Consider the following 19,983-nt stretch of genomic DNA (forward strand, 5'->3'; position numbering starts at 1 on the left):
TGTAGGGAAGGAAAGTACTATGCCCTTCGTGTTAGGCATCGACTCCTCCACCCAGTCCACCAAGGCCCTGCTGGTCGACGCCGAGACGGGCGAGGTGCAGGACGAGCGCCGCGCCGCCCACCCCGAGGGCACCGAGGTCGATCCCCGTGCCTGGCTGGACGCGGTGGACGAGGCGGCCGGTCCCCTCCTGGAGCGGGCCGAGGCCCTCGCCGTGGGCGGCCAGCAGCACGGCATGGTGCTGCTGGACGAGCACGGCGGCGTGGTGCGCGACGCCCTGCTGTGGAACGACACCCGCTCCGCACCGCAGGCGCAGGCACTGATCGAGGAGATGGGCGGGCCCGAGCAGTGCGTCGGTGAGATCGGCAGCCTGATGGTGGCCTCCTTCACCGCCTCCAAGCTGCGGTGGGTGCGGGACAACGAGCCCGACAGCGCAGCGCGCGCCCGCTCCGTGATGCTCCCGCACGACTACGTCTCCCGTCACCTGGCCGGGGGAGGGGACGCCTTCACCGACCGCGGCGATGCCTCCGGCACCGGCTACTACTCCACACGCGCCGAGGCCTGGGTGCCTGAGCTGGCCGAGCGCGCCCTGGGCCACGCCCTGGAGCTGCCCCGCCTCCCGTCGACGCCGCAGGAGGTCATGGCGCGCACCCCGGGAGGCGCCGCGATCGCGGCCGGCACCGGCGACAACATGGGCGCGGCCCTCGGGCTGTCGCTCGGCCCGGGGGACGTCTCCGTCTCAATCGGCACCTCCGGTGTGTGCGCCATGGTCACGGACGTCCGGCCCGACGACGCCTCAGGCACCGTCACCGGCTTCGCCGACGCCACCGGGCGCTTCCTGCCGATGACCACCACCATCAACGCCTCCCGGATCCTCGAGGCCGGCCGTGCCCTGCTGGGCGTGGACCACGAGGAGCTCTCCCGGCTCGCGCTCGCCTCAGAGCCCGGGGCGGGCGGGGTGACCCTGCTGCCCTACTTCGACGGGGAGCGCACCCCCAACCGCCCCACCGCGCGGGCCACCCTCACGGGAATGAGCGCCTCCACCACCCGTGAGGACGTGGCGCGCGCCTACGTGGAAGGCCTGCTGTGCTCCCTGGCCGACGGCATCGCGGCCCTGGAGGACGTCACCGGCACCGCTGCGGCCCGGATCGTGCTGATCGGCGGCGGGGCCCGCAGCCGCGCCGTGCAGGAACTGGCCCCGGCCGTGTTCGGCCGCGAGGTCGAGATCGCCCCGAGCGGCGAGTACGTCGCACTCGGAGCAGCCCGCCAGGCCGCCTGGGCGCTCGCCAGCACCGACGAGCCGCCGCACTGGGAGATCACCGGCAGCCGCACCGTCGGCGCGGAGGCGACACCGCAGGTGCTGGCGGCCTACCGTGAGCTCAAAGAGCGCACCGAGGGCTGGTGAGCCCGGGAGTGCCCGGACCTGTTCGCGGACGCACCACCGGCGCGTCGCACCGGCCGGCCACCCCTGACCCCGCACGCCTGACCGAAGGAGCATCCGACCTGACTTGGACCTCTTTAGTGTGTCACTCGCTGAAGGACGTGTCGGGCGTCGTCGGTGAGTTCGGGCTTGGCTGTGATCTGCTGTCCGGCGAGGCTGATGGTGACGTCTTGGAGTGGGCGTAGTGTGCGGATGATCTTGCGGATGCTGAACCCGGTCTTGTGCTGCAGGTAGCGGGCGATCGCCAGGGCAGTGAACACGATGGTGAGGTGGGCTTCGATCGCGTCGCGTTGCCGGTGAAATATGGGCCTGGCCTGCAGGTCTGTCTTACTCATCCGGAAGGACTGCTCGACGTGCCAGAGGTCGTGATAGCTCGAGAGCACCTCTGCCGGCGGCATGACCTGGGCGGGGATGTTGGTGACGTAGCCCTTCAATCCGACCAGGCGCCGAGCTCGCTCGAGAGAGGCTTCGTCGAGGGTGCGACCGGCCGCAGTGGTCTTCACGAACCGGGTCGACTTCACCGCCGCGTCCCCGTCGATCACGGCCCGGGCCCGGTTCTCCTGCGCAGTGAGTGTGTGTCCGTCCCGGACTGCGCGTTTGCGGGAGTAAGCCCAGACGGCCCGCCAGTGCCCGGGATGCTGCTCGGGGTCCCAGACCGGCTCCCGCCGGTTCTTCTTCCGCTCGGTCCTGGTGTTGCCGTGGCGCGGGGTGATCGTGTCGATCAACTGCCCATCGGTGAACGCAATGCCCATTCCAGTGGAAGTGATTGGCCAGGTCACCCGGCGCTTTCACCTGTCTTGAGCTGACGATGAACTTCAGCTCCGCCTCGTCCAGCGCCGTCAGATTGGCGGTGGAGAGCATCCCGGCATCAGCGACCCCAACCATGTCGGCAAGGTTGTGGCGGGTCTGGAACTGCTTGATGATCGGCACGATCGTGCGGGTCTCGGCATGGTTCCCCTCGAAGCAGCCGATCTCCAGCGGGAACCCGCCCCGGTCCACGAGCAGGCCGACCACGATCTGCGGATCGACGCGGCGTTCCTTGGAGTAGCCGACCTTCCGCAGCTCGTCCTCGTGCTCCGCCTCAAAGTAGAGCGTGGTGACGTCGTAGAGGACCAGCGAGATGTCACCGCTGGTGGCAGCGTGTTCGAAGCACTTCGTGGCAATGTGGTCGCGGTACTCGCGCTCGGCGACGCGTGCCAGGCAGCGCTTCATCGTCGAGCGGTGCACCGGGTCCATCCCAACCTCGGTCAGCACGCGAGCGGAGTCGCTCATCGAGGTCGGCTCGGTCAGTCTCGCGGCGACGAGCTGGAAGAACGCCTCGTTCTTGATGACGTCGAACCCCAGCGCCGTCCATGCCACCTGGAGCGTCTCCACCAGCTGGCGGGAGCGTTTCGAGTAGACCACCGCTGACTGCGGATCCCGCGGAAGACCCAGGTCAAGGGCCTCCTGGGCCGCGTTGATCTTGTCCCGGCCCGCACTCATCAGCGCGGCAAGCTCGGGCTCGGTATGGGCGGAGCCGAGGTGCTCGAGCACTACATCCCGGCGGTTCTTCCGCTCGGCGATCTGCACCGCAGTCGCACCCGACGCCGTCTTCGTCTTCCGCAGAAACACCATGCCGTTAGTGTGTCACCCACGACCTCCGGCACGGCCCTGACCAGGAGGAACATCGACAGAATCAGCGTTCATCTCCCAGAGAGGTCCAACTCGGGTGACCGGCGCGAGTGAACCTTCGTCGCGAGCACCCCGCAGACCGGACAGCCCGGCGTGACGGTCGAGGTGATCACCACCCGCCGGTCCCCGTCGGGCAGGTCGGTGGCGTCGATGACGCGGTAGTTGGGCAGGTTGAAGATCGTGCTCGCAGCATCGCGCTGCGAACCAGTATTCTCGTGCACAGGCTCGTGGTCCTCTGGGATGTGGATGTCTTGACAACACCCATCACAGCAGGGCCACGAGCCGTTCTACGCCAGCGACACGACGCTCCCCATCACCACGAACCGGGAAGAGCCCCTTAACGATCAGCTGGAAGCGCGAGGCGTAGCGCTGATCCTCAGCTCCTCTGCCGTGGCGGCGTAAGCACGCTCGATGTAGGCCTCCAACTCGGCCTCGCAAACTCTCCACTGGTTCCGCCCGCCGACACGGATGGCCCGCAGCTCACCTGAACGCAGAAGGTCGTAGGTTCGAATCCTGTCGCGGGCGCTACGAGAAGGCCCCTCACCAGCAATCAGTGGTGAGGGGCCTTTCGTTGTGCTTCCGTCTGTCGCGGGAGTCAGATCAGCAGTGGTTGGTGTCGCCGGTCGCAGCGGTGATTCCGGGCGAGGTGTCCCCCACGTAAGAGACATCCAGCCCCGGTGAAACACCGAAGGTGAAGGACCTGCACCCGGTGTTGGGGTTCACGCGCTGCCCTTGGCGGTGGCACCGGGAGCGTTGAAGGCCGGAATCCCAGGCCCGGACTTCGTGCTGGACGCTGACTGCTGGACGGTGCAGGTGACGCGAACGTCGGTCACGACTGCATCAGCCGGAAGGTTGTTCGCGCCGACGGAATTCACTCTGAGCGTCAATTCATGAGGGTCCCCAGTTGTGCCTGGTGCGTCAGCCGGCATCCGATCAAACGCCGCGGTGCAGTTCGACCCTGCGACCGGGTTCGGGCAGCGGTAGGCTGCGTAGACCGGTGCCGCGGCGGACACAACGGCGGCCGGCACAGACCAGGCCACGCCCCTCGCGAGGTTTCGGAGTGAGGGGCTGACGGGCTTCTCTGACGTGGAGGTCTCACTCGTCTGTTCGATGGGGAGTGCCTTCGCGCTGCATTGGGGATACTCGCACCGCACCAGTGTGTGACCAAACGGTGATTATTGGTCGCAGCGTGGTCAGGAGTCCGAACGTCCCGTCCTCGTCCGCAGCGAACGGGACAGATCCACGAGGAACGAGCGGACATCCTCCGGGCTCTCCAGGCGGAACTGCGCCGCCGTATCGCCCTCACCCACCTTGATGGTGATGTCGTCGTCCTCGGCGCGGGCGAACACGGACTCGTCGGTCACATCGTCGCCGATGTACAGCCACGCATCGGCGGCGCACGCCCGCGCGAGGGTCTCCACCGCTTCCCCCTTCGTGGCGGGGATGACGGAGAACTCCACCACGGCCTTGCCCGGGGTGACCCGAACATCCGGCAGAGTGCGCGCGTACTCCAGCGCGGCCTCCGTCGCGTTCACACCACCGCGCCCGCGGGCGTTGCGGGTGTGCAGCACCGCGGCCGACGGCTTGACCTCCACCTCGGTGCCGGGGAACTTCAGCGCGATCTTCTCCAGCGTCCGCCTGATCGACTGCAGCAGAGCGGTGCGCTGCGGGTTCATCGACAGCGACGCACCGTCCAGCACGCTCGCGTCCATATCGCGGGGCAGCGCCCCCACTTCAGCACCGTGGGAGCCGACCAGCACCACCGAGCTCGGCATGTGGGTGCGGCTGTCCAGGTCCTCCAGGGTGCGCCCGGACACCAGGGCCACGTTCACCCCGTCGATGTCGGCGAAGCCGCGCAGCGCCGCCAGCGAGTCCGGCAGCGCCTGCGCATCATCGCGGTGCGCGACGATCGGGGCGAGGACGCCGTCGAAGTCGGAGGCGATGAGCACCCGTGGGATCGACATGAACCGCTCAACGCTCTCATCCAGCTCCTCCAGCGGGGGAGCAGTCTCCCCGCTGAGGCGCACCTCCGGAATGTGGGGGCTCGAGTTGCGCTCCCCGCCCTCGCTCAGCACCGACAGGAAGTCATCGGCCCAGTCCTGCACAGTGTTGTTCTCCACCTGCCGGCGCAGCGACTCCATGGCGGCGCGCTGCTCATCGGGGGACATGGCGAGGGCGTGCAGGATCGCGGTCTTCAGCTCATCGATGTCATGCGGGTTCACCAGCGTGGCGGCGCGCAGCTCATCCGCGGCGCCGGTGAACTCCGACAGCACCAGCACGCCCTGGCAGTCCACCCGGGAGGAGATGTACTCCTTCGCGACCAGGTTCATGCCGTCGCGCAGGCTCGTCACCAGCAGGACGTCCGCCGCCATGTACAGGGCGGTCATCTCCTCCCGGTTGAAGGAGCGGTGCATGTAGGTGATGGCGGGCCGGCCCAGCGGCGCGAAGTCGCCGTTCAGGCGGCCGACCGTCAGCTCCACTTCGTCACGCAGCTGCCGGTAGGCATCCACGCGTTCGCGGGACGGGGTCGCGACCTGCAGCATCGTCACCAGGTGCGGATCCACCGCGCCTTCGGCCAGCAGCTCGCCGTAGGCCTTCAGGCGGTGTCGAATGCCCTTCGTGTAGTCCAGGCGGTCCACGCCCAGCACGATCCTCTTCGGATTGCCGAGCTCCGCGCGGATCTCCTCCGCGCGCTTGAGCACCGCCGGGTCCTTCGTGAGGCGGTCGTACACGGAGGTGTCGATCGAGATCGGGAACGCGCGCGCCACCACGGTGCGGTCCGGCTCCACGCCGATCCCCGGCACGTGGATCTCGTGCTCAGCGGAGCGGTAGCCCAGCAGCTGCCGCACGCAGGTCATGAAGTTGATGGAGTCGCGCTCCCGCTGGAAGCCCACGAGATCCGCGCCCAGCAGGCCCCGCAGCACCAGGTTGCGCTTGGGCAGCTGTGCGAACAGTTCGAACGGCGGGAACGGAATGTGGTTGAAGAACCCGATCTTCAGGTCGGGTCGCTGCGCGCGGATCATCTCCGGCACCAGCTGCAGCTGGTAGTCGTGCACCCACACGGTGCCGCCGCGCACCGCAACGGACGCGGCCGCCGCCGCAAACTTCCGATTCACATCGACGTACGCGTCCCACCAGGTGCGGTGGAAGTTCGGGTCCGCGATCACGTCATGGTACAGCGGCCACAGGGTGCCGTTGGAGAAGCCCTCGTAGTACTTCTCCACCTCGCTGTTGGTGAGGAACACCGGGAAGAGGCTCATCCCGTCGGCCTCGAACGGCTCGATCGCCTCATCCGTGAGGCCCGGCCAGCCCACCCAGGCGGCGGAGTCCACATCCTCCATCACCGACTTCATCGCGGTGACCAGACCACCCGGGGACGTCACCCACGAACGGGTGCCGTCACTGGCCACGTGCTGGTCAACAGGGAGTCGGTTGGCGACGACGACGAGCTCATGCTTGTGCATGTGGTGAACCTCCTACAGCCTTCGCTGTGAGCGTACCAATGGCCCCAGACGACGGGCTGAACCAGGCCGGGCCCGCCCCGTCGGCCACCGGCCCGCCACGACCACGGAGCCGCAGTGTGGACACCCATCTCACGGCCAGGCGCCCGCTCCCTACGATGGAGCGACATCGATCCGGACGGAGCGGTGCCGACCACAAAGGAGACCCATGCGCGCACACGAAGCCGGAGCCCTGCACGGCAATGACGCAGCCCCCACCTGGCTGCCCTACCCGGCTGATGTCAACGCCCTCATCCCGGGCCTGTTCTCCCAGCAGACCCGCCGCGGCGACGACGGCGCTCTGGAGATCGGCGGCGTGAGCGCCCACGCCATCCTCCAGCAGGTCGGCTCACCCGCCTTCGTCATCGACGAAGAGGACTTCCGTGCTCGCGCCCGCGCCTTCAAGGATGCGTTCGAAACCGCCTTCGCACCCCTGAACGGCGCCCATGTCAGCTACGCCGCGAAGGCGTTCATCGCCACCCGTATCGCCCGCTGGATGGCGGAGGACGGCCTCGGCCTCGACGTCTGCACCGGCGGCGAAATGGCTGTCGGACTGCGCGGCGGCATGCCCGCCGACCGCATGACCCTCCACGGCAACAACAAGTCCGACGCCGAGATCGAACGCGCGCTCACCGAAGGCGTCGGCCGCATCGTCATCGACTCCCTCGAGGAGATCGACCGCGTCGCCGACATCGCCGAGCGCCTCGGCACCACCGCCCACGTCCTGCTGCGCGTCACCAGCGGCGTGGAGGCCCACACCCACGAGTTCATCGCCACCGCCCACGAGGACCAGAAGTTCGGCATCTCCATCACCACCGGAGACGCCCTCACCGCCGCTGAGGACGTCCTCAAGCGCCCCAGTCTCCACCTCGACGGGCTCCACTCCCACATCGGCTCGCAGATCTTCGACACCCACGGCTTCGAGGTCGCCGCCCGACGGGTCCTCGCGCTCGTCAAGCGCATCCAGGAGACCACCGGCCGCACCTGCGAGCACCTCGTGCTCGGCGGCGGCTTCGGCGTCATGTACAACACCCAGCACACCCCCTCCACCCCGACGGCGCTCGCGGACTCCCTCGCCGAGATCATCCGCATCGAATGCACCGACCTCGACCTCCCGTTTCCGGTGCTCGGCTTCGAACCCGGCCGCGCCATCGCCGGCCCCTCGACGCAGACGCTGTACACCGTCGGCACCACGAAGATGGTGGAGCTCGGCCCCGCCCAGCGGCGCCTCTACGTCTCGGTCGACGGCGGCATGAGCGACAACATCCGCACCGCCCTGTACGACGCCGACTACTCCTGCCTGCTCGCCTCCCGCACCTCTGATGCGGAACCGGCCGTGGTCAGGGTGGTCGGCAAGCACTGCGAAAGCGGCGATATCGTCGTCAAGGACGAGTACCTGCCCGCCGATGTGCACCGCGGCGACATCATCACCGTCCCCGTCACCGGCGCCTACTGCTACTCGCTCGCCTCGAACTACAACCACGTTCCCCGACCCGTTGTCGTCAGTGTGGCCGATGGCGAGGTCAGCCCCATGATCCGGCGCGAGACCGAAGACGACCTCCTGGCCCGCGACCTCGGCTGACACCCCAACCCAAGGAGACGAAGACCCCATGACCCAGAACGCATCCGCACCCCAGCCGCTCAAGATCGCCGTGCTCGGCGCCGGCACCGTCGGCACCGACGTGATCCGCCTCCTCGGCCAGCACCCCAAGGACTTCGCGCACCGCGCCGGCGCACCGCTGGAGATCATCGGCATCGGTGTGCGCGACTCCTCGAAGGACCGCGGCCCCCACGTGGACCGCTCCCTCATCCGCGACGACCTCGAAGCCCTCGTCGAAGAGGCCGACATCGTGGTCGAGGTGATGGGCGGCCAGGAGCCCGCCCGCTCCCTGATCCTGCACGCCCTCGAGAACGGCGCCAGCGTCATCACCGCGAACAAGGCGCTGCTGGCGACCGACGGCCCCGCCCTGTACGAAGCTGCCGACCGCCACGGCGTGGACATCTCCTTCGAAGCCGCCGTCGCCGGAGCCATCCCGCTGATCCGGCCCCTGCGCGACTCCCTTGCGGGGGACCGCATCGAGCGCGTCCTCGGCATCGTCAACGGCACCACCAACTACATCCTCGATGCCATGACCCGCACCGGGCAGAGCTTCGACGACGCCCTCGCCGACGCTCAGCGCCTCGGCTACGCCGAAGCGGACCCGACCGCCGATGTGGAGGGACAGGACGCCGCCGCGAAGGCATCGATCCTCGCCTCCCTCGCCTTCCACTCCCGTGTCCACCTGGACGATGTCTTCCTCGAAGGCATCACCCGCATCTCCTCCGATGACGTCGCCGCCGCTGAGCGCCTGGGCCGCGTCATCAAACTGCTGAGCGTCGTGGAGCGAGTCACCGGCGAGGACGGATCCGAGGCGATTTCGGCGCGCGTCTACCCGGTGATGCTGCCGAACGCGCACCCGCTGGCATCCGTCGGCGAAGCGTTCAACGCCGTCTTCGTGGAAGCGGAGGCCGCCGGCGAGCTGATGTTCTACGGACAGGGCGCCGGCGGCGCCCCGACCGCGTCGGCCGTCCTCGGCGACCTCGTCTCCGTGGCCCGCAACCGCGTCTTCGGAGGCAAGGAGCCCGACGAGTCCTTCTACGCCAAGCTGCCGACCGCAGGCCTGGACGCTCTCTCCAACCCGTTCTACCTGGCGCTCACCGTGGTGGACCGCCCCGGTGTGCTCGCCGACGTCGCCGGGATCCTCAGCGAGAACGGCATCTCGATCAGCACCATCCACCAGGAGGGGGCGACCGACCCGGAGGGCAGCGACGCGAGCGCCCACATCGGCATCGTCACCCACACGGCGGGGGAGAAGGACATGCAGACCGCGCTGGAGCAGCTGCGCAGCCGGGACACCGTCACGAGCGTGGACTCGCTCGTCCGCGTTGAAGGAGAATGACCATGGCTCACCAGTGGCGCGGAGTGCTCCGCGAATACCTCGACCACCTGCCGTTCAGTGAGGACGACGCCCTTCTCACACTCGGCGAAGGCGGCACTCCGCTTGTGCACGCGCCCACCCTCAGCGAGCAGCTCGGCGCCGAGGTCCACATCAAGGTGGAGGGCATGAACCCCACCGGGTCGTTCAAGGACCGCGGCATGGTCTCGGCGATGACGAAGGCCGTCAACGACGGTGCGAAGGTCGTGGTGTGCGCCTCGACCGGGAACACGTCGGCCTCCGCCGCGGCGTACGCCACCCGCGCCGGCATCGGCTGCGCCGTCCTGCTGCCGGAGGGGAAGATCGCCGCCGGCAAGATGGCGCAGGCCGTGATGCACGGGGCGCGCCTGATCGCTGTGCAGGGCAACTTCGACGACTGCCTGGAGATCGCCCGCAAACTCGATGCGGCGTTCCCGGTGGAGCTGGTCAACTCCGTCAACCCGTACCGCCTGCAGGGGCAGAAGACCGGAGCGTTCGAAATCGTCGACGCCCTCGGGAAGGCGCCGGACATCCATGTCCTGCCGGTCGGCAACGCCGGCAACATCTCCGCCTACTGGATGGGATACACGGAGTACCGCGACAAGGGCATCAGCGGCTCCGTGCCGCAGATGTGGGGCTTCCAGGCCGCCGGCGCCGCACCGTTCGTGGCCGGCCGCCCCATCACCGACCCGGAGACCGTGGCGACCGCGATCCGAATCGGCGCTCCCGCCTCCTGGTCCCTCGCTGCGGATGCCCGCGACTCCTCCGGCGGCCTCATCTCCGCCGTCAGCGACGAGGAGATCCTCGAAGCGCAGTCCCTGCTCGCTTCCGAAGTCGGCATCTTCGTGGAGCCCGCCTCCGCCGCCGGTGTGGCCGGCCTGCTGAAGATCAAGCGGGAGGGCCGCACCGCCACTGGGCAGGAGCGCTCCATCCCGAAGGACTCGGTGATCACCGTGACCGTCACCGGCAACGGCCTGAAGGATACGGAGACCGCGCTGAAGAACAAGGACCTCACCCCGGTCACTGTTCCCGTGGACATCAACGCGGCGGCGAAGGCGATGGGACTGTGAGGATCGCCCACGAGCGCGTTCGCGCCCAGGTGCCCGCCACCAGCGCCAACCTTGGTCCCGGGTTCGACAGCTTCGGCCTCGCCCTGGAGCTGCGCGACGAGTACGAGCTGGAGGTCACCACCGGGGAAGTGGAGATCACCGTGGAGGGCGAAGGCGCGGATGACGTCCCCCGCGGCGATGCGCACCTGGTCGTGCAGTCGCTGCGCGCCGCTCTCGATCACATCGGCGCTGCGCAGGTGGGGATCCGCCTGCACTGCACGAACCGCATCCCCCACGGTCGCGGGCTCGGCTCGAGCGCTGCCGCGGTCGTCGGCGGGATCGTGCTGGCACGGGCACTGCTGGCGGACCCGTCGGCCCTGGACGAGCAGGAGATGCTGCAGCTCGCCACTGACCTCGAGGGGCACCCCGACAACGCCGCCCCCGCGCTGCTGGGCGGCGTCACCCTCTCCTATCTGCAGGGCGGGCGCGCGCACGCCGAACGCCTGCGGGTGGGGACGGGGGCCGACGGGTCCAGCATCCTCGACCCGGTCATCATCTCCCCTGCCGCTCCGGTCGCGACGTCGACGGCGCGGTCGCTGCTGCCCGAGGAGGTGCCGTTCGCTGATGCTGCGTTCAACCTGTCGCGCGCCGCGCTGTTCGTGCACGCGATCGCGGAGGATCCCTCGCTGCTGCTGACCGCAACGCAGGACCGCCTGCATCAGGAGCGTCGACAGGAGGCGATGCCGCAGAGTGTGGCGCTGGTGCAGATGCTGCGCCAGGAGGGTGTACCCGCCGTGATCTCGGGAGCGGGGCCGACGGTGCTCATCCCCGCCGGCGCACCGCGGCACCTGGTGCGCCTCGTTCGGGACATGGTGGACGACCCCGCCCAGTGGCGGATCGCGCGCATCGGCCTGTCAGGCGGCGGTGCACGCACTGTGCTACTCTGAGGGCGCGCTCGGGATCTCTCCCGGCGGGCCATCCCTTGTCATAGGTCTGAACGCCCGCGAGTTTCAGCGCACTGCACCACGAACCATGTCTACTCGGTGGTGAATCCTCAGAGGAATCCCCTGTGCCGCTGTCTGTCTGCGCGCTTCTGTTCGATCAGAGTGTGCACGCCCGCGCTCTCCTCACCGCCGAGAACCACGGGAATCGAACCTAAGGAAGGACCCCGGGTGACTGAGAACAACGCCCAGGCCGCCGCAAGCGACCTGCAGGCCAAGAAGCTCCCCGAGCTGCAGGCCATCGCCACCTCCATGGGCATCAAGAGCGTCCGCAAGTACCGCAAGGGCGAGCTCATCGCAGCGATTCAGTCCGGCGGCGCCGCATCGAGCGCCCCCGCATCGCGCCCCCAGGCCTCGGACTCCGGCGCCCCCGACTCCAGCGAACGCGCTGAGCAGGACCAGGAGCCGTTCACCGCTCCGCAGAAGCCGGCCGAGAATGCCGAGAACAGCCGTTCCGCGAAGCGCGGCTCCGACAAGCGCTCCTCCGATGAGGGCACCGGCACCGACCGCGCGGGCGACGACCGCCCCCGCCGCGTGGAGGACATCCAGCTGCCCGAATCGCCGCGCACCGGCCGTGACAGCGCGTCAGCGGACGGCCGAGACTCCCACGAGGACCGCCGTGATGACGACCAGCAGGGCTCCCGCGGCCGTCGCGGGCGCGACCGTGACCGCAGCGACCGCGACGGTGATGATCGCGACGATCGCCGCAGCCGCCGTGATAGCGGCGGCCGCTCCGACCGCGACGGCAATCGCCGCGACCAGGGCGACGGCTCCCGGGACGACCGGGACAGCCGCGGGCAGGGCCGTGATGACGATCGCCGCCACCAGGACGACGAGGACGGCAAGGGCCGCGGCCGCAACCGCCAGCGCTCCCGCTCCCGGGACCGTCGGCGCCGCGGGCGCGACGGCGACCAGCAGCAGGGCGGCGGCAACGGCGGCCAGGACGAGCAGGTGAACGAGGACGACGTCCTCGTGGCCGTCGCCGGCATCCTCGACATCCGCGACAACTACGCCTTCGTCCGCACCACCGGCTACCTGCCGGGGGAGAGCGACGTCTACGTGTCCATGAACCAGGTCCGCAAGTACGGCCTGCGCAAGGGCGACGCCATCGCCGGCCAGGTCAAGGCCCCTCAGGACGGCGACGACAACAACCAGAAGAACCAGGGCGGCGGTCGCAACCAGGGCCGCGGCGGTCGTGGCGGCCGCGGTGGGCGCAACATGAAGAACGCCCACTCGAAGTTCGCCGCGCTCGTCACGGTGGACGCCGTCAACGGCATGCCGCCCGAGCACGCCCGCAACCGCAAGGACTTCGGCAAGCTCACCCCGCTCTACCCGGACAGCCGTCTGCACCTGGCGACCACCGCCGGCAACTTCACCACGCGCATCATCGACCTGGTCTCACCGATCGGCAAGGGCCAGCGCGGCCTGATCGTGGCGCCGCCGAAGACCGGCAAGACCATCATCCTGCAGAAGATCGCGGACGCCATCACCACGAACAACCCCGAGGTCCACCTCATGGTGGTGCTCGTGGACGAGCGCCCCGAAGAGGTCACCGACATGCAGCGCACCGTCAAGGGTGAGGTCATCGCCTCCACCTTCGACCGTCCTGCCGATGACCACACCACCGTCGCGGAGCTCGCCATTGAGCGAGCGAAGCGCCTGGTGGAGCTCGGCCGCGACGTGGTGGTCCTGCTGGACTCCATCACCCGTCTGGGCCGTGCCTACAACCTGGCCGCCCCGGCCTCGGGCCGCATCCTCTCCGGTGGTGTGGACTCCTCGGCGCTGTACCCGCCGAAGAAGTTCTTCGGTGCCGCCCGCAACGTGGAGAACGGCGGCTCGCTGACGATCCTCGCGACCGCTCTGGTGGACACCGGCTCGAAGATGGATGAAGTGATCTTCGAGGAGTTCAAGGGCACCGGCAACTGGGAGCTGAAGCTGGAGCGCAAGCTCGCCGAGCGCCGCATCTTCCCGGCTGTGGACGTCAACGCCTCGGGCACCCGCCGCGAGGAGGCGCTCATGCAGAACGAGGAGCTCGCGGTGATGTGGAAGCTGCGCCGCGTGCTGGCGCAGCTCGAGCAGCAGCAGGCGCTCGAGCTTCTGCTGGAGCGGATGAAGAAGACCCAGTCGAACACCGAGTTCCTGATGACGGTCGCGAAGTCCACGCCGAGCGTGCCCCGCGGCTCCGCCAACGGGGAGTGAGCTTCACACCGCGTCACCGGTGTAACGAGTCTGACAGGCCCGCCCGGTGACGCGGTCCGCCCCGCCGTGGGACAATGAACGACGGTTCTGGTTCACGAGCCGCCCCTGCGACTCGACCCAGCGACCCCTGACCTAAGGAGACACCCCATGCAGAAGGACATCCATCCTGATTACGTGGTGACCGAGGTGACCTGCACCTGCGGCAACACCTTCACCACCCGCAGCACGAAGACCGACGGCACCATCAAGGCCGAGGTGTGCTCGGCATGCCACCCGTTCTACACCGGCAAGCAGAAGATTCTGGACACCGGTGGCCGCGTGGCACGCTTCGAAGCCCGTTACGGCAAGAAGGCTGCCAAGTAGCTTGTTCGATGCGGCGCCGATCCCCCTGACAGCAGAGGGGATCGGCGCCGTTTCTCATCCCACCCGCCTTCGTCCCGTGCCACCCAGGAGCCGCAGTGTTCGACGCCGTCCCCGCCCTCATCGACGAATTCCATGACCTCGAGCAGCGCATGGCGGACCCCGCGCTGCACACGGACCCGTCGGCCGCGAAGAAGGTGGGGCGCCGCTACGCCGAACTGACCCCGATCGTCACCGCCTACCGCGACTGGCGCAGCGCCACCGACGACCTCGAGACCGCCCGCGAGCTCGCCGCCGAAGACCCCTCCTTCGCCGCGGAGGCCGACGGGATCCAGAAGCGCCTGCCGGAGCTCACCAGCCGCCTGGAGGACCTGCTCGCCCCGCGCGACCCCGATGACGCCCGCGATGTCATCCTCGAGGTGAAAGCCGGCGCAGGCGGCGAAGAGTCCGCCCTGTTCGCCGCTGAACTGGTCCGCATGTACGAGCACTTCGCAACCCGCCGCGGCTGGGTCAGCGAGATCATCACCGAAACCTCCTCCGATCTCGGCGGCATCAAGGACCTGGCGATGTCCATCCGCACGAAGGGCTCCGTCAGCCCCGCCGACGGGGTCTGGGCGCACCTGAAGTACGAAGGCGGGGTGCACCGGGTCCAGCGCGTTCCGGTCACGGAGTCGCAGGGCCGCATCCACACCTCCGCGGTGGGCGTGCTCGTGGTGCCCGAAGCGGACGCGGCCGATGAGGACGAGATGCTGGCCGAGGAGATGGCGCCGGCGAATCTGCGGATCGATGTGTACCGCTCCTCCGGTCCCGGCGGCCAGTCCGTCAACACCACCGATTCTGCTGTGCGCATCACGCACCTGCCCACTGGGCTGGTGGTGTCCTGCCAGAACGAGAAGAGCCAGCTGCAGAACAAGGAGCAGGCCCTGCGCATCCTCCGCTCCCGCCTGCTCGACCAGGTGCACGCCGAGCAGGAGGCGGAGGCGTCCGAGACGCGCCGCAGCCAGGTGCGCACCGTGGACCGCTCCGAGCGGATCCGCACCTACAACTTCCCGGAGAACCGCGTGGCCGATCACCGCACTGGGTACAAGGCGAACAACCTCGACCAGGTGCTCTCCGGTGATCTCGATGCCGTCGTCGATTCGCTGATGGCCGCGGACCGCGAGGCGATGATCGCCGCGGCTGGGTCGGGCGATGGCTGAGGTGCGTCTGCGCGTCGGCGCAGCCATCCGCGCCACCCGCGCGCGTCTGGAAGCAGCCGGCATCGAATCGGCGGATGCCGAAGCGCGCGCCCTCGTCTCCCACGCAGCCGGCTCCGAGCGCTCCCTTGTCCTCCTCGACGACCTGCCGGTCGGCTTCGATGCCGAGCTCGAGCGCCTCACCACCCGCCGCTGCACCCGCGCACCCCTCCAGCTGGTGCTCGGCCGCGCACCGTTCCGCCGGCTCAGCCTCGAGATGCGGACCGGTGTGTTCATTCCGCGGCCCGAGACCGAACTCATCATCGACCTCGTCCTCGCCTTCCGCGGCGACGGCGAGCGCGTCGAGCGCGCCGTGGACCTCTGCACGGGGTCGGGGGCGCTGGCCGCGTCGCTCGTGGACGAACTGCCGCGCACCAGCGTGTGGGGCATCGACATCAGTGAGGACGCCGTCGGCCTCGCCCGCGCGAACGTGGCGGCAGCCGCCCGCGGGAATACCCCAGCCGCTGCCGGCGCGACCGTCCCAGCCGCCGCTCGCGCTGCCGCCGCATCGGGTGGGGGAGGGGCCGACGGGTCCCGCCAGTGGCACATCCGCCGCGGATCCGTGACGGATCCGCAGCTGCTGGAGACCGGCAGAGCCCTCGGCGATGTCGGCACTGCCGATGTGGTGGTGTCCAATCCGCCGTACATTCCGCCCGGGGCGGTCCCGCGCGATCCGGAGGTCGTGGAGCACGATCCGCATGCCGCGCTGTTCGGCGGGGGAGAAGACGGCCTGGAGATCCCGCGGGCCGTCGCCCAGGCGGCCTCGGCGCTGCTGCGAGGCGGGGGACTGTTCGTGATGGAGCACGCCGATGTGCAGGGCGAGAGCGCCCGACGGATGCTCGAGGAGGTCGGCGGCTTCACCGCGATCCGCACCGTTTCCGACCTGACAGGGCGCGATCGCTTCCTCACCGCGCGGCGCGCCGAGAAATGAGAGGATACCGCCGTGAGCGTTTATGACATCCGGGACGAGGGCTCCCGAGACGAAGCCGTCGAAGCCGCAACCGCCGCCGTGCGCGCGGGTGAGCTCGTGGTCCTTCCCACCGACACCGTGTACGGACTGGGCGCCGATGCGTTCAACCACGACGCCGTGCAGGCGCTCCTGGACGCCAAGGGCCGCGGCCGGGAGTACCCGCCGCCGGTTCTCATCGCCGACCAGAACGTGCTGCACGCCCTCGGCGTGGACATTCCCGCCGTTGTGGAGGACCTCGCCGATGCGTTCTGGCCCGGTGCTCTCACCGTGATCGTCCGAGCCCAGCCGTCCCTGATGTGGGACCTCGGCGAATCCCGCGGCACGGTGGCCCTGCGCATGCCCGATGACGAGGCCGCGCTCGCCCTGCTGAAGCGCACCGGCCCGCTGGCCGTGTCCAGCGCCAACAAGCACGGACGCGACGCCTCCACCTCGGTGACCGCTGCAGCCGCTCAGCTCGGCGAGTCCGTCAGCATCTACCTCGACGGCGGCCGCTCCGCCGGCGGCGAGTCCTCCACGATCATCGACGCAACGGTGGAACCGCCGGAGATCCTCCGCCACGGCGCCATTGCGAAGGACACCATCATCGAGAAGCTCGGTGACATCTTCGCGTCCCCGGAACCCGTCGGCCCCGACGCCGACGACGCTGAGCCCGCCGCTGCAGAACCCAGTGACGCTGAGGCTGCCGACCAGCTCTCGCCGGCCGCTGACCCAGCAGAGCAGCCCGGTGATGACGCTCAGCCGACGGCACCGGACTCCGGAGACCGCGCAGACACGTGAGGGTCTACCTCTTCCTCCTGCTCGTCTCGGCGGCCGTCACCTTCCTGGCGACCCCCGCAGCGCGACTGGTGGCACGCCGCTTCGGTGCGATGACGGCCGTCAGACAGAGGGACGTCCACAAGGACCCCACCCCCCGGCTCGGCGGCGTCGCCATGTTCGCGGGCGTCGCCGTCGCCATGCTCATCGCCTCCCGCACGAAGTTCCTCGCACCACTGTTCGCCGAGTCGTTCCAGGCGTGGGCGATCCTGATCGCCGCCGGCATGATCTGCCTGCTCGGCGCCCTGGACGACAAATGGGACCTCGACTGGGTCACGAAGCTCGCCGGTCAGGCCCTCATCGCGTTCTTCCTCGCCTGGCAGGGCGTGCAGCTCGCCAGCCTCCCCATCGGCGGCGTCACTCTCCTCAGCCCGCGCTCCGCGCTGATCCTCACAGCGGTGGTCATCATCGGCTGCATGAACGCCGTCAACTTCGTGGACGGCCTCGACGGCCTCGCCAGCGGCGTCATGGCGATCGGCGGTGGCGCGTTCTTCCTCTACGCCTACATCCTCACCCGCGACTCCTCCTCCACCGACTTCTCCTCCCTCGCCGCCCTCATCGCCGCGGTGATGATCGGCGCCTGCCTCGGATTCCTCCCGCACAACTTCTCCAAAGCACGGATATTCATGGGGGACTCCGGCGCGCTGCTGCTCGGCCTGCTGCTGTCCGCCGCGACCATCGCCGTCACCGGCCAGGTGGATCCGGCGCAGCTGTCCACCGTGGACGTGTTCGGCCAGTTCCTGCCGATCCTGCTGCCGATCGGGGTGATGATCGTGCCGCTGCTGGACATGGTCCTGGCCGTCATCCGCCGAGTCGGCAGCGGCAAGTCGCCGTTCCACGCGGACCGCATGCACCTGCACCACCGGCTCCTTGAGATCGGTCACAGCAAGGTGGGGGCAGTGCTGATCATGTACCTGTGGACCGTCGTGGTGTGTGCCATCCTGCTGGCACCCGTCTTCTTCACCCGCACCATCGCCGTCAGCGTCGCCGTGATCGGCCTGCTCGCCGCGATCGTGCTCACCGCCGATCCCCTCTCCCGCATCCAAGCGCTGCGCGCCAGGAAAGGACAGCATGAACGCCGCTGAGCAGAACCCGTCGGCCCCGCCCCGGCTGGGGGAGACCAACATCGCACTCACCCGCGCCGCTGCGATCGGCATCGCGGTCGGTGTGGTGCTGGACCTCCTCGTCATCGGCATCGCCGCCGTCGGATTCGACCGGGCCGAGCTGTGGGGAGCCGTCCTCGGCACCGTACTCGCCCTCGTGGTGACGGTGCCGACCCTGCTGACGGCGCGCTTCGCCACCCACCGCGGCTTCGGCGCCCTCGCCTCCGCGGTGCTCGGCTCATGGCTGGTGAAGATGATCGTGCTGATCGCCGTTCTGCTGCTGGTGCGGGGCAGTGCGTCGGTGTCGATGCCGTGGATCGGAATCGCGCTGCTCGCCGGGGCGGTCGTCGCGACCGCGGTGGAGATCAGTCTTATGATGCGCCACACACCGCGACTGAACGTCTGATCTGAGACGCGGCGTCGCCGACGGGCTCTGGTATGCTCATCCGAGTGCAATCGGCGCGTCGACCGCGCGCCAGGACCGACCTCAGGCCGCACGAATCAACATCGACGTTGACGTATTGCCCAGGCAATCTCGGCCCGCAACACATGGGAGTTAGAGCTGTTGACCGCTGACGTTTCCTCGCCCGAACTCGCCGCTTCAGGCGATGAGCTCTACCACACCCCCACCCTCGGAGAGTTCTTCCCGGACGCGATCCTCTTCGCCGGCACCCCCTTCGAGTTCAACCGCGTCCAGCTGGTCCGCCTGATCATCCTCGTGGTGGTCCTGGTCGGCACCTACCTCATCGCCTCCCGCGCGAAGCTCGTCCCGGGCCGCATCCAGTCGATCTTCGAGCTCATCATCGAGTTCGTGAACACCCAGATCATCGACTCCGTCATGGGCTCCGAGCGCGGCCGGCAGTTCTCCCCGATGCTCATCACCATGTTCGTGATGATCTTCGCGATGAACCTCGGCGGCGTCATCCCCGGCATGAACCTCGCCGGCACCTCCGTGATCGGCCTGCCGCTCATGCTGGCCCTGTGGACCTTCGTCACCTACATCATCTTCGGCGTCAAGAAGCACGGCCTCGGCGGCTACCTCAAGCACGAGACGATGCCCCCGGGCGTCCCGAAGCCCATCTACCTGCTGCTCATCCCGATCGAGTTCCTGCAGGTTGCGATCATCCGCTGGGCGTCGCTGACCATCCGACTCCTCGCCAACATGGTCGCCGGCCACATGATGCTGGTCGTCTTCATCTCCCTGACCCAGGGCCTGCTGCTCAGCGGCACCTGGCTGATGGCCGTGTCGCCGCTGTCCGGCGCACTCGCCATCGGAATCTACGGCTTCGAGATCTTCGTTGCCGCCCTCCAGGCGTTCGTGTTCACCATCCTGTCGGCCGTGTACATCAACATGGCCACCAGCGACGAGCACTGATCGATCACCTCTTCTTCCCGATAACCTCACCGCCTGTCCCGGACCCGGGGCGGCAAACCGAAAGGAAACCCTGTGGAACCGACCATCCTCGCCGAGCTCACCGGTAACGTCGCGTCGATCGGCTACGGCCTGGCCGCCATCGGCCCGGGCATCGGCATCGGCATCATCGTCGGCAAGACCGCTGAGGCAACCGCCCGTCAGCCCGAGCTGCGCGGTCAGCTGCAGACCACCATGTTCATCGGTATCGCGTTCACCGAGATCCTGACCCTGCTGGCCATCGTCACCGGCCTCATCTTCTCCTGATCCGCCTGACGA

Annotated in this window: 17 protein-coding genes and 1 pseudogene; 14 read left to right on the forward strand and 4 right to left on the reverse strand. The window is 68.8% G+C overall.

From position 1 onward, the window contains the following. Window positions 1-19 precede the first annotated feature (19 nt). The gene (xylB, locus tag FHX50_RS01810) at window positions 20-1,402 is read left to right on the forward strand and encodes a xylulokinase (RefSeq protein WP_183373884.1); all 1,383 of its coding nucleotides are present in this window, start codon (window positions 20-22) and stop codon (window positions 1,400-1,402) included. Between the two features lie 113 nt (window positions 1,403-1,515). On the opposite strand, the pseudogene FHX50_RS01815 reads toward xylB, so the two are convergent. From FHX50_RS01815 to FHX50_RS01830, 4 genes and pseudogenes are all read right to left on the reverse strand, one after another. After that, a pseudogene (locus FHX50_RS01815) lies at window positions 1,516-3,052 on the reverse strand (IS1634 family transposase). 68 nt (window positions 3,053-3,120) lie between these two features. Next, window positions 3,121-3,330 carry a hypothetical protein gene (locus tag FHX50_RS11975; RefSeq protein ID WP_239375052.1) on the reverse strand — a complete coding sequence of 70 codons (210 nt, stop codon included), beginning with the start codon at window positions 3,328-3,330 and terminating at the stop codon, window positions 3,121-3,123. 123 nt (window positions 3,331-3,453) lie between these two features. Continuing rightward, window positions 3,454-3,777, reverse strand: a complete 324-nt coding sequence (locus FHX50_RS12320) for a helix-turn-helix domain-containing protein (RefSeq protein WP_183373886.1) — start codon at window positions 3,775-3,777, stop codon at window positions 3,454-3,456. A 525-nt stretch (window positions 3,778-4,302) separates the two neighbouring features. After that, a complete protein-coding gene (locus tag FHX50_RS01830) occupies window positions 4,303-6,573 on the reverse strand; it encodes a bifunctional alpha,alpha-trehalose-phosphate synthase (UDP-forming)/trehalose-phosphatase (protein WP_183373888.1) in 2,271 nt (756 codons plus the stop codon). Between the two features lie 205 nt (window positions 6,574-6,778). Between FHX50_RS01830 and lysA the strand changes: the two genes are divergently transcribed. From lysA to atpE, 13 genes are all read left to right on the forward strand, one after another. Further along, window positions 6,779-8,191, forward strand: coding sequence for a diaminopimelate decarboxylase (gene lysA / locus FHX50_RS01835; RefSeq protein WP_183373890.1), 1,413 nt, complete (start codon window positions 6,779-6,781; stop codon window positions 8,189-8,191). Window positions 8,192-8,219: 28 nt separating this feature from the next. Continuing rightward, on the forward strand, window positions 8,220-9,548 hold the full coding sequence (locus FHX50_RS01840) for a homoserine dehydrogenase (RefSeq protein ID WP_183373892.1): 1,329 nt from the start codon (window positions 8,220-8,222) through the stop codon (window positions 9,546-9,548). A 2-nt stretch (window positions 9,549-9,550) separates the two neighbouring features. Then, on the forward strand, window positions 9,551-10,633 hold the full coding sequence (gene thrC, locus FHX50_RS01845) for a threonine synthase (protein ID WP_183373894.1): 1,083 nt from the start codon (window positions 9,551-9,553) through the stop codon (window positions 10,631-10,633). Further along, window positions 10,630-11,559 (forward strand): homoserine kinase, encoded by a 930-nt coding sequence (thrB, locus tag FHX50_RS01850; RefSeq protein ID WP_183373896.1) that lies wholly within the window; start codon window positions 10,630-10,632, stop codon window positions 11,557-11,559. Before thrC ends, thrB begins: the two co-directional genes overlap by 4 nt. A 225-nt stretch (window positions 11,560-11,784) precedes the next feature. Beyond that, window positions 11,785-13,812, forward strand: coding sequence for a transcription termination factor Rho (rho, locus tag FHX50_RS01855; protein WP_183373898.1), 2,028 nt, complete (start codon window positions 11,785-11,787; stop codon window positions 13,810-13,812). 147 nt (window positions 13,813-13,959) lie between these two features. Beyond that, window positions 13,960-14,175, forward strand: a complete 216-nt coding sequence (rpmE, locus tag FHX50_RS01860) for a 50S ribosomal protein L31 (protein WP_183373900.1) — start codon at window positions 13,960-13,962, stop codon at window positions 14,173-14,175. Between the two features lie 95 nt (window positions 14,176-14,270). Next, the gene (prfA, locus tag FHX50_RS01865; RefSeq protein ID WP_183373902.1) at window positions 14,271-15,371 is read left to right on the forward strand and encodes a peptide chain release factor 1; all 1,101 of its coding nucleotides are present in this window, start codon (window positions 14,271-14,273) and stop codon (window positions 15,369-15,371) included. Further along, window positions 15,364-16,338 (forward strand): N5-glutamine methyltransferase family protein, encoded by a 975-nt coding sequence (locus FHX50_RS01870; protein ID WP_183373904.1) that lies wholly within the window; start codon window positions 15,364-15,366, stop codon window positions 16,336-16,338. Before prfA ends, FHX50_RS01870 begins: the two co-directional genes overlap by 8 nt. A 12-nt stretch (window positions 16,339-16,350) precedes the next feature. Then, window positions 16,351-17,154, forward strand: a complete 804-nt coding sequence (locus FHX50_RS01875) for an L-threonylcarbamoyladenylate synthase (protein ID WP_183373906.1) — start codon at window positions 16,351-16,353, stop codon at window positions 17,152-17,154. Beyond that, window positions 17,151-18,275 carry an MraY family glycosyltransferase gene (locus FHX50_RS01880; protein WP_183373908.1) on the forward strand — a complete coding sequence of 375 codons (1,125 nt, stop codon included), beginning with the start codon at window positions 17,151-17,153 and terminating at the stop codon, window positions 18,273-18,275. The genes FHX50_RS01875 and FHX50_RS01880 overlap by 4 nt, the downstream gene beginning before the upstream one ends. Beyond that, complete coding sequence (locus tag FHX50_RS01885; protein WP_183373910.1) at window positions 18,262-18,699, forward strand: Cg1360 family ATP-synthase-associated protein; 438 nt, start codon at window positions 18,262-18,264, stop codon at window positions 18,697-18,699. Before FHX50_RS01880 ends, FHX50_RS01885 begins: the two co-directional genes overlap by 14 nt. Before the next feature lie 159 nt (window positions 18,700-18,858). After that, window positions 18,859-19,668, forward strand: a complete 810-nt coding sequence (gene atpB, locus FHX50_RS01890) for a F0F1 ATP synthase subunit A (protein WP_221187078.1) — start codon at window positions 18,859-18,861, stop codon at window positions 19,666-19,668. Window positions 19,669-19,740: 72 nt separating this feature from the next. Further along, a complete protein-coding gene (gene atpE / locus FHX50_RS11985) occupies window positions 19,741-19,971 on the forward strand; it encodes an ATP synthase F0 subunit C (protein ID WP_183373912.1) in 231 nt (76 codons plus the stop codon). Window positions 19,972-19,983 lie beyond the last annotated feature (12 nt).

The sequence above is a fragment of the Helcobacillus massiliensis genome (assembly GCF_014191425.1).
In the GTDB taxonomy this organism is placed as follows: Bacteria; Actinomycetota; Actinomycetes; order Actinomycetales; family Dermabacteraceae; genus Helcobacillus; species Helcobacillus massiliensis.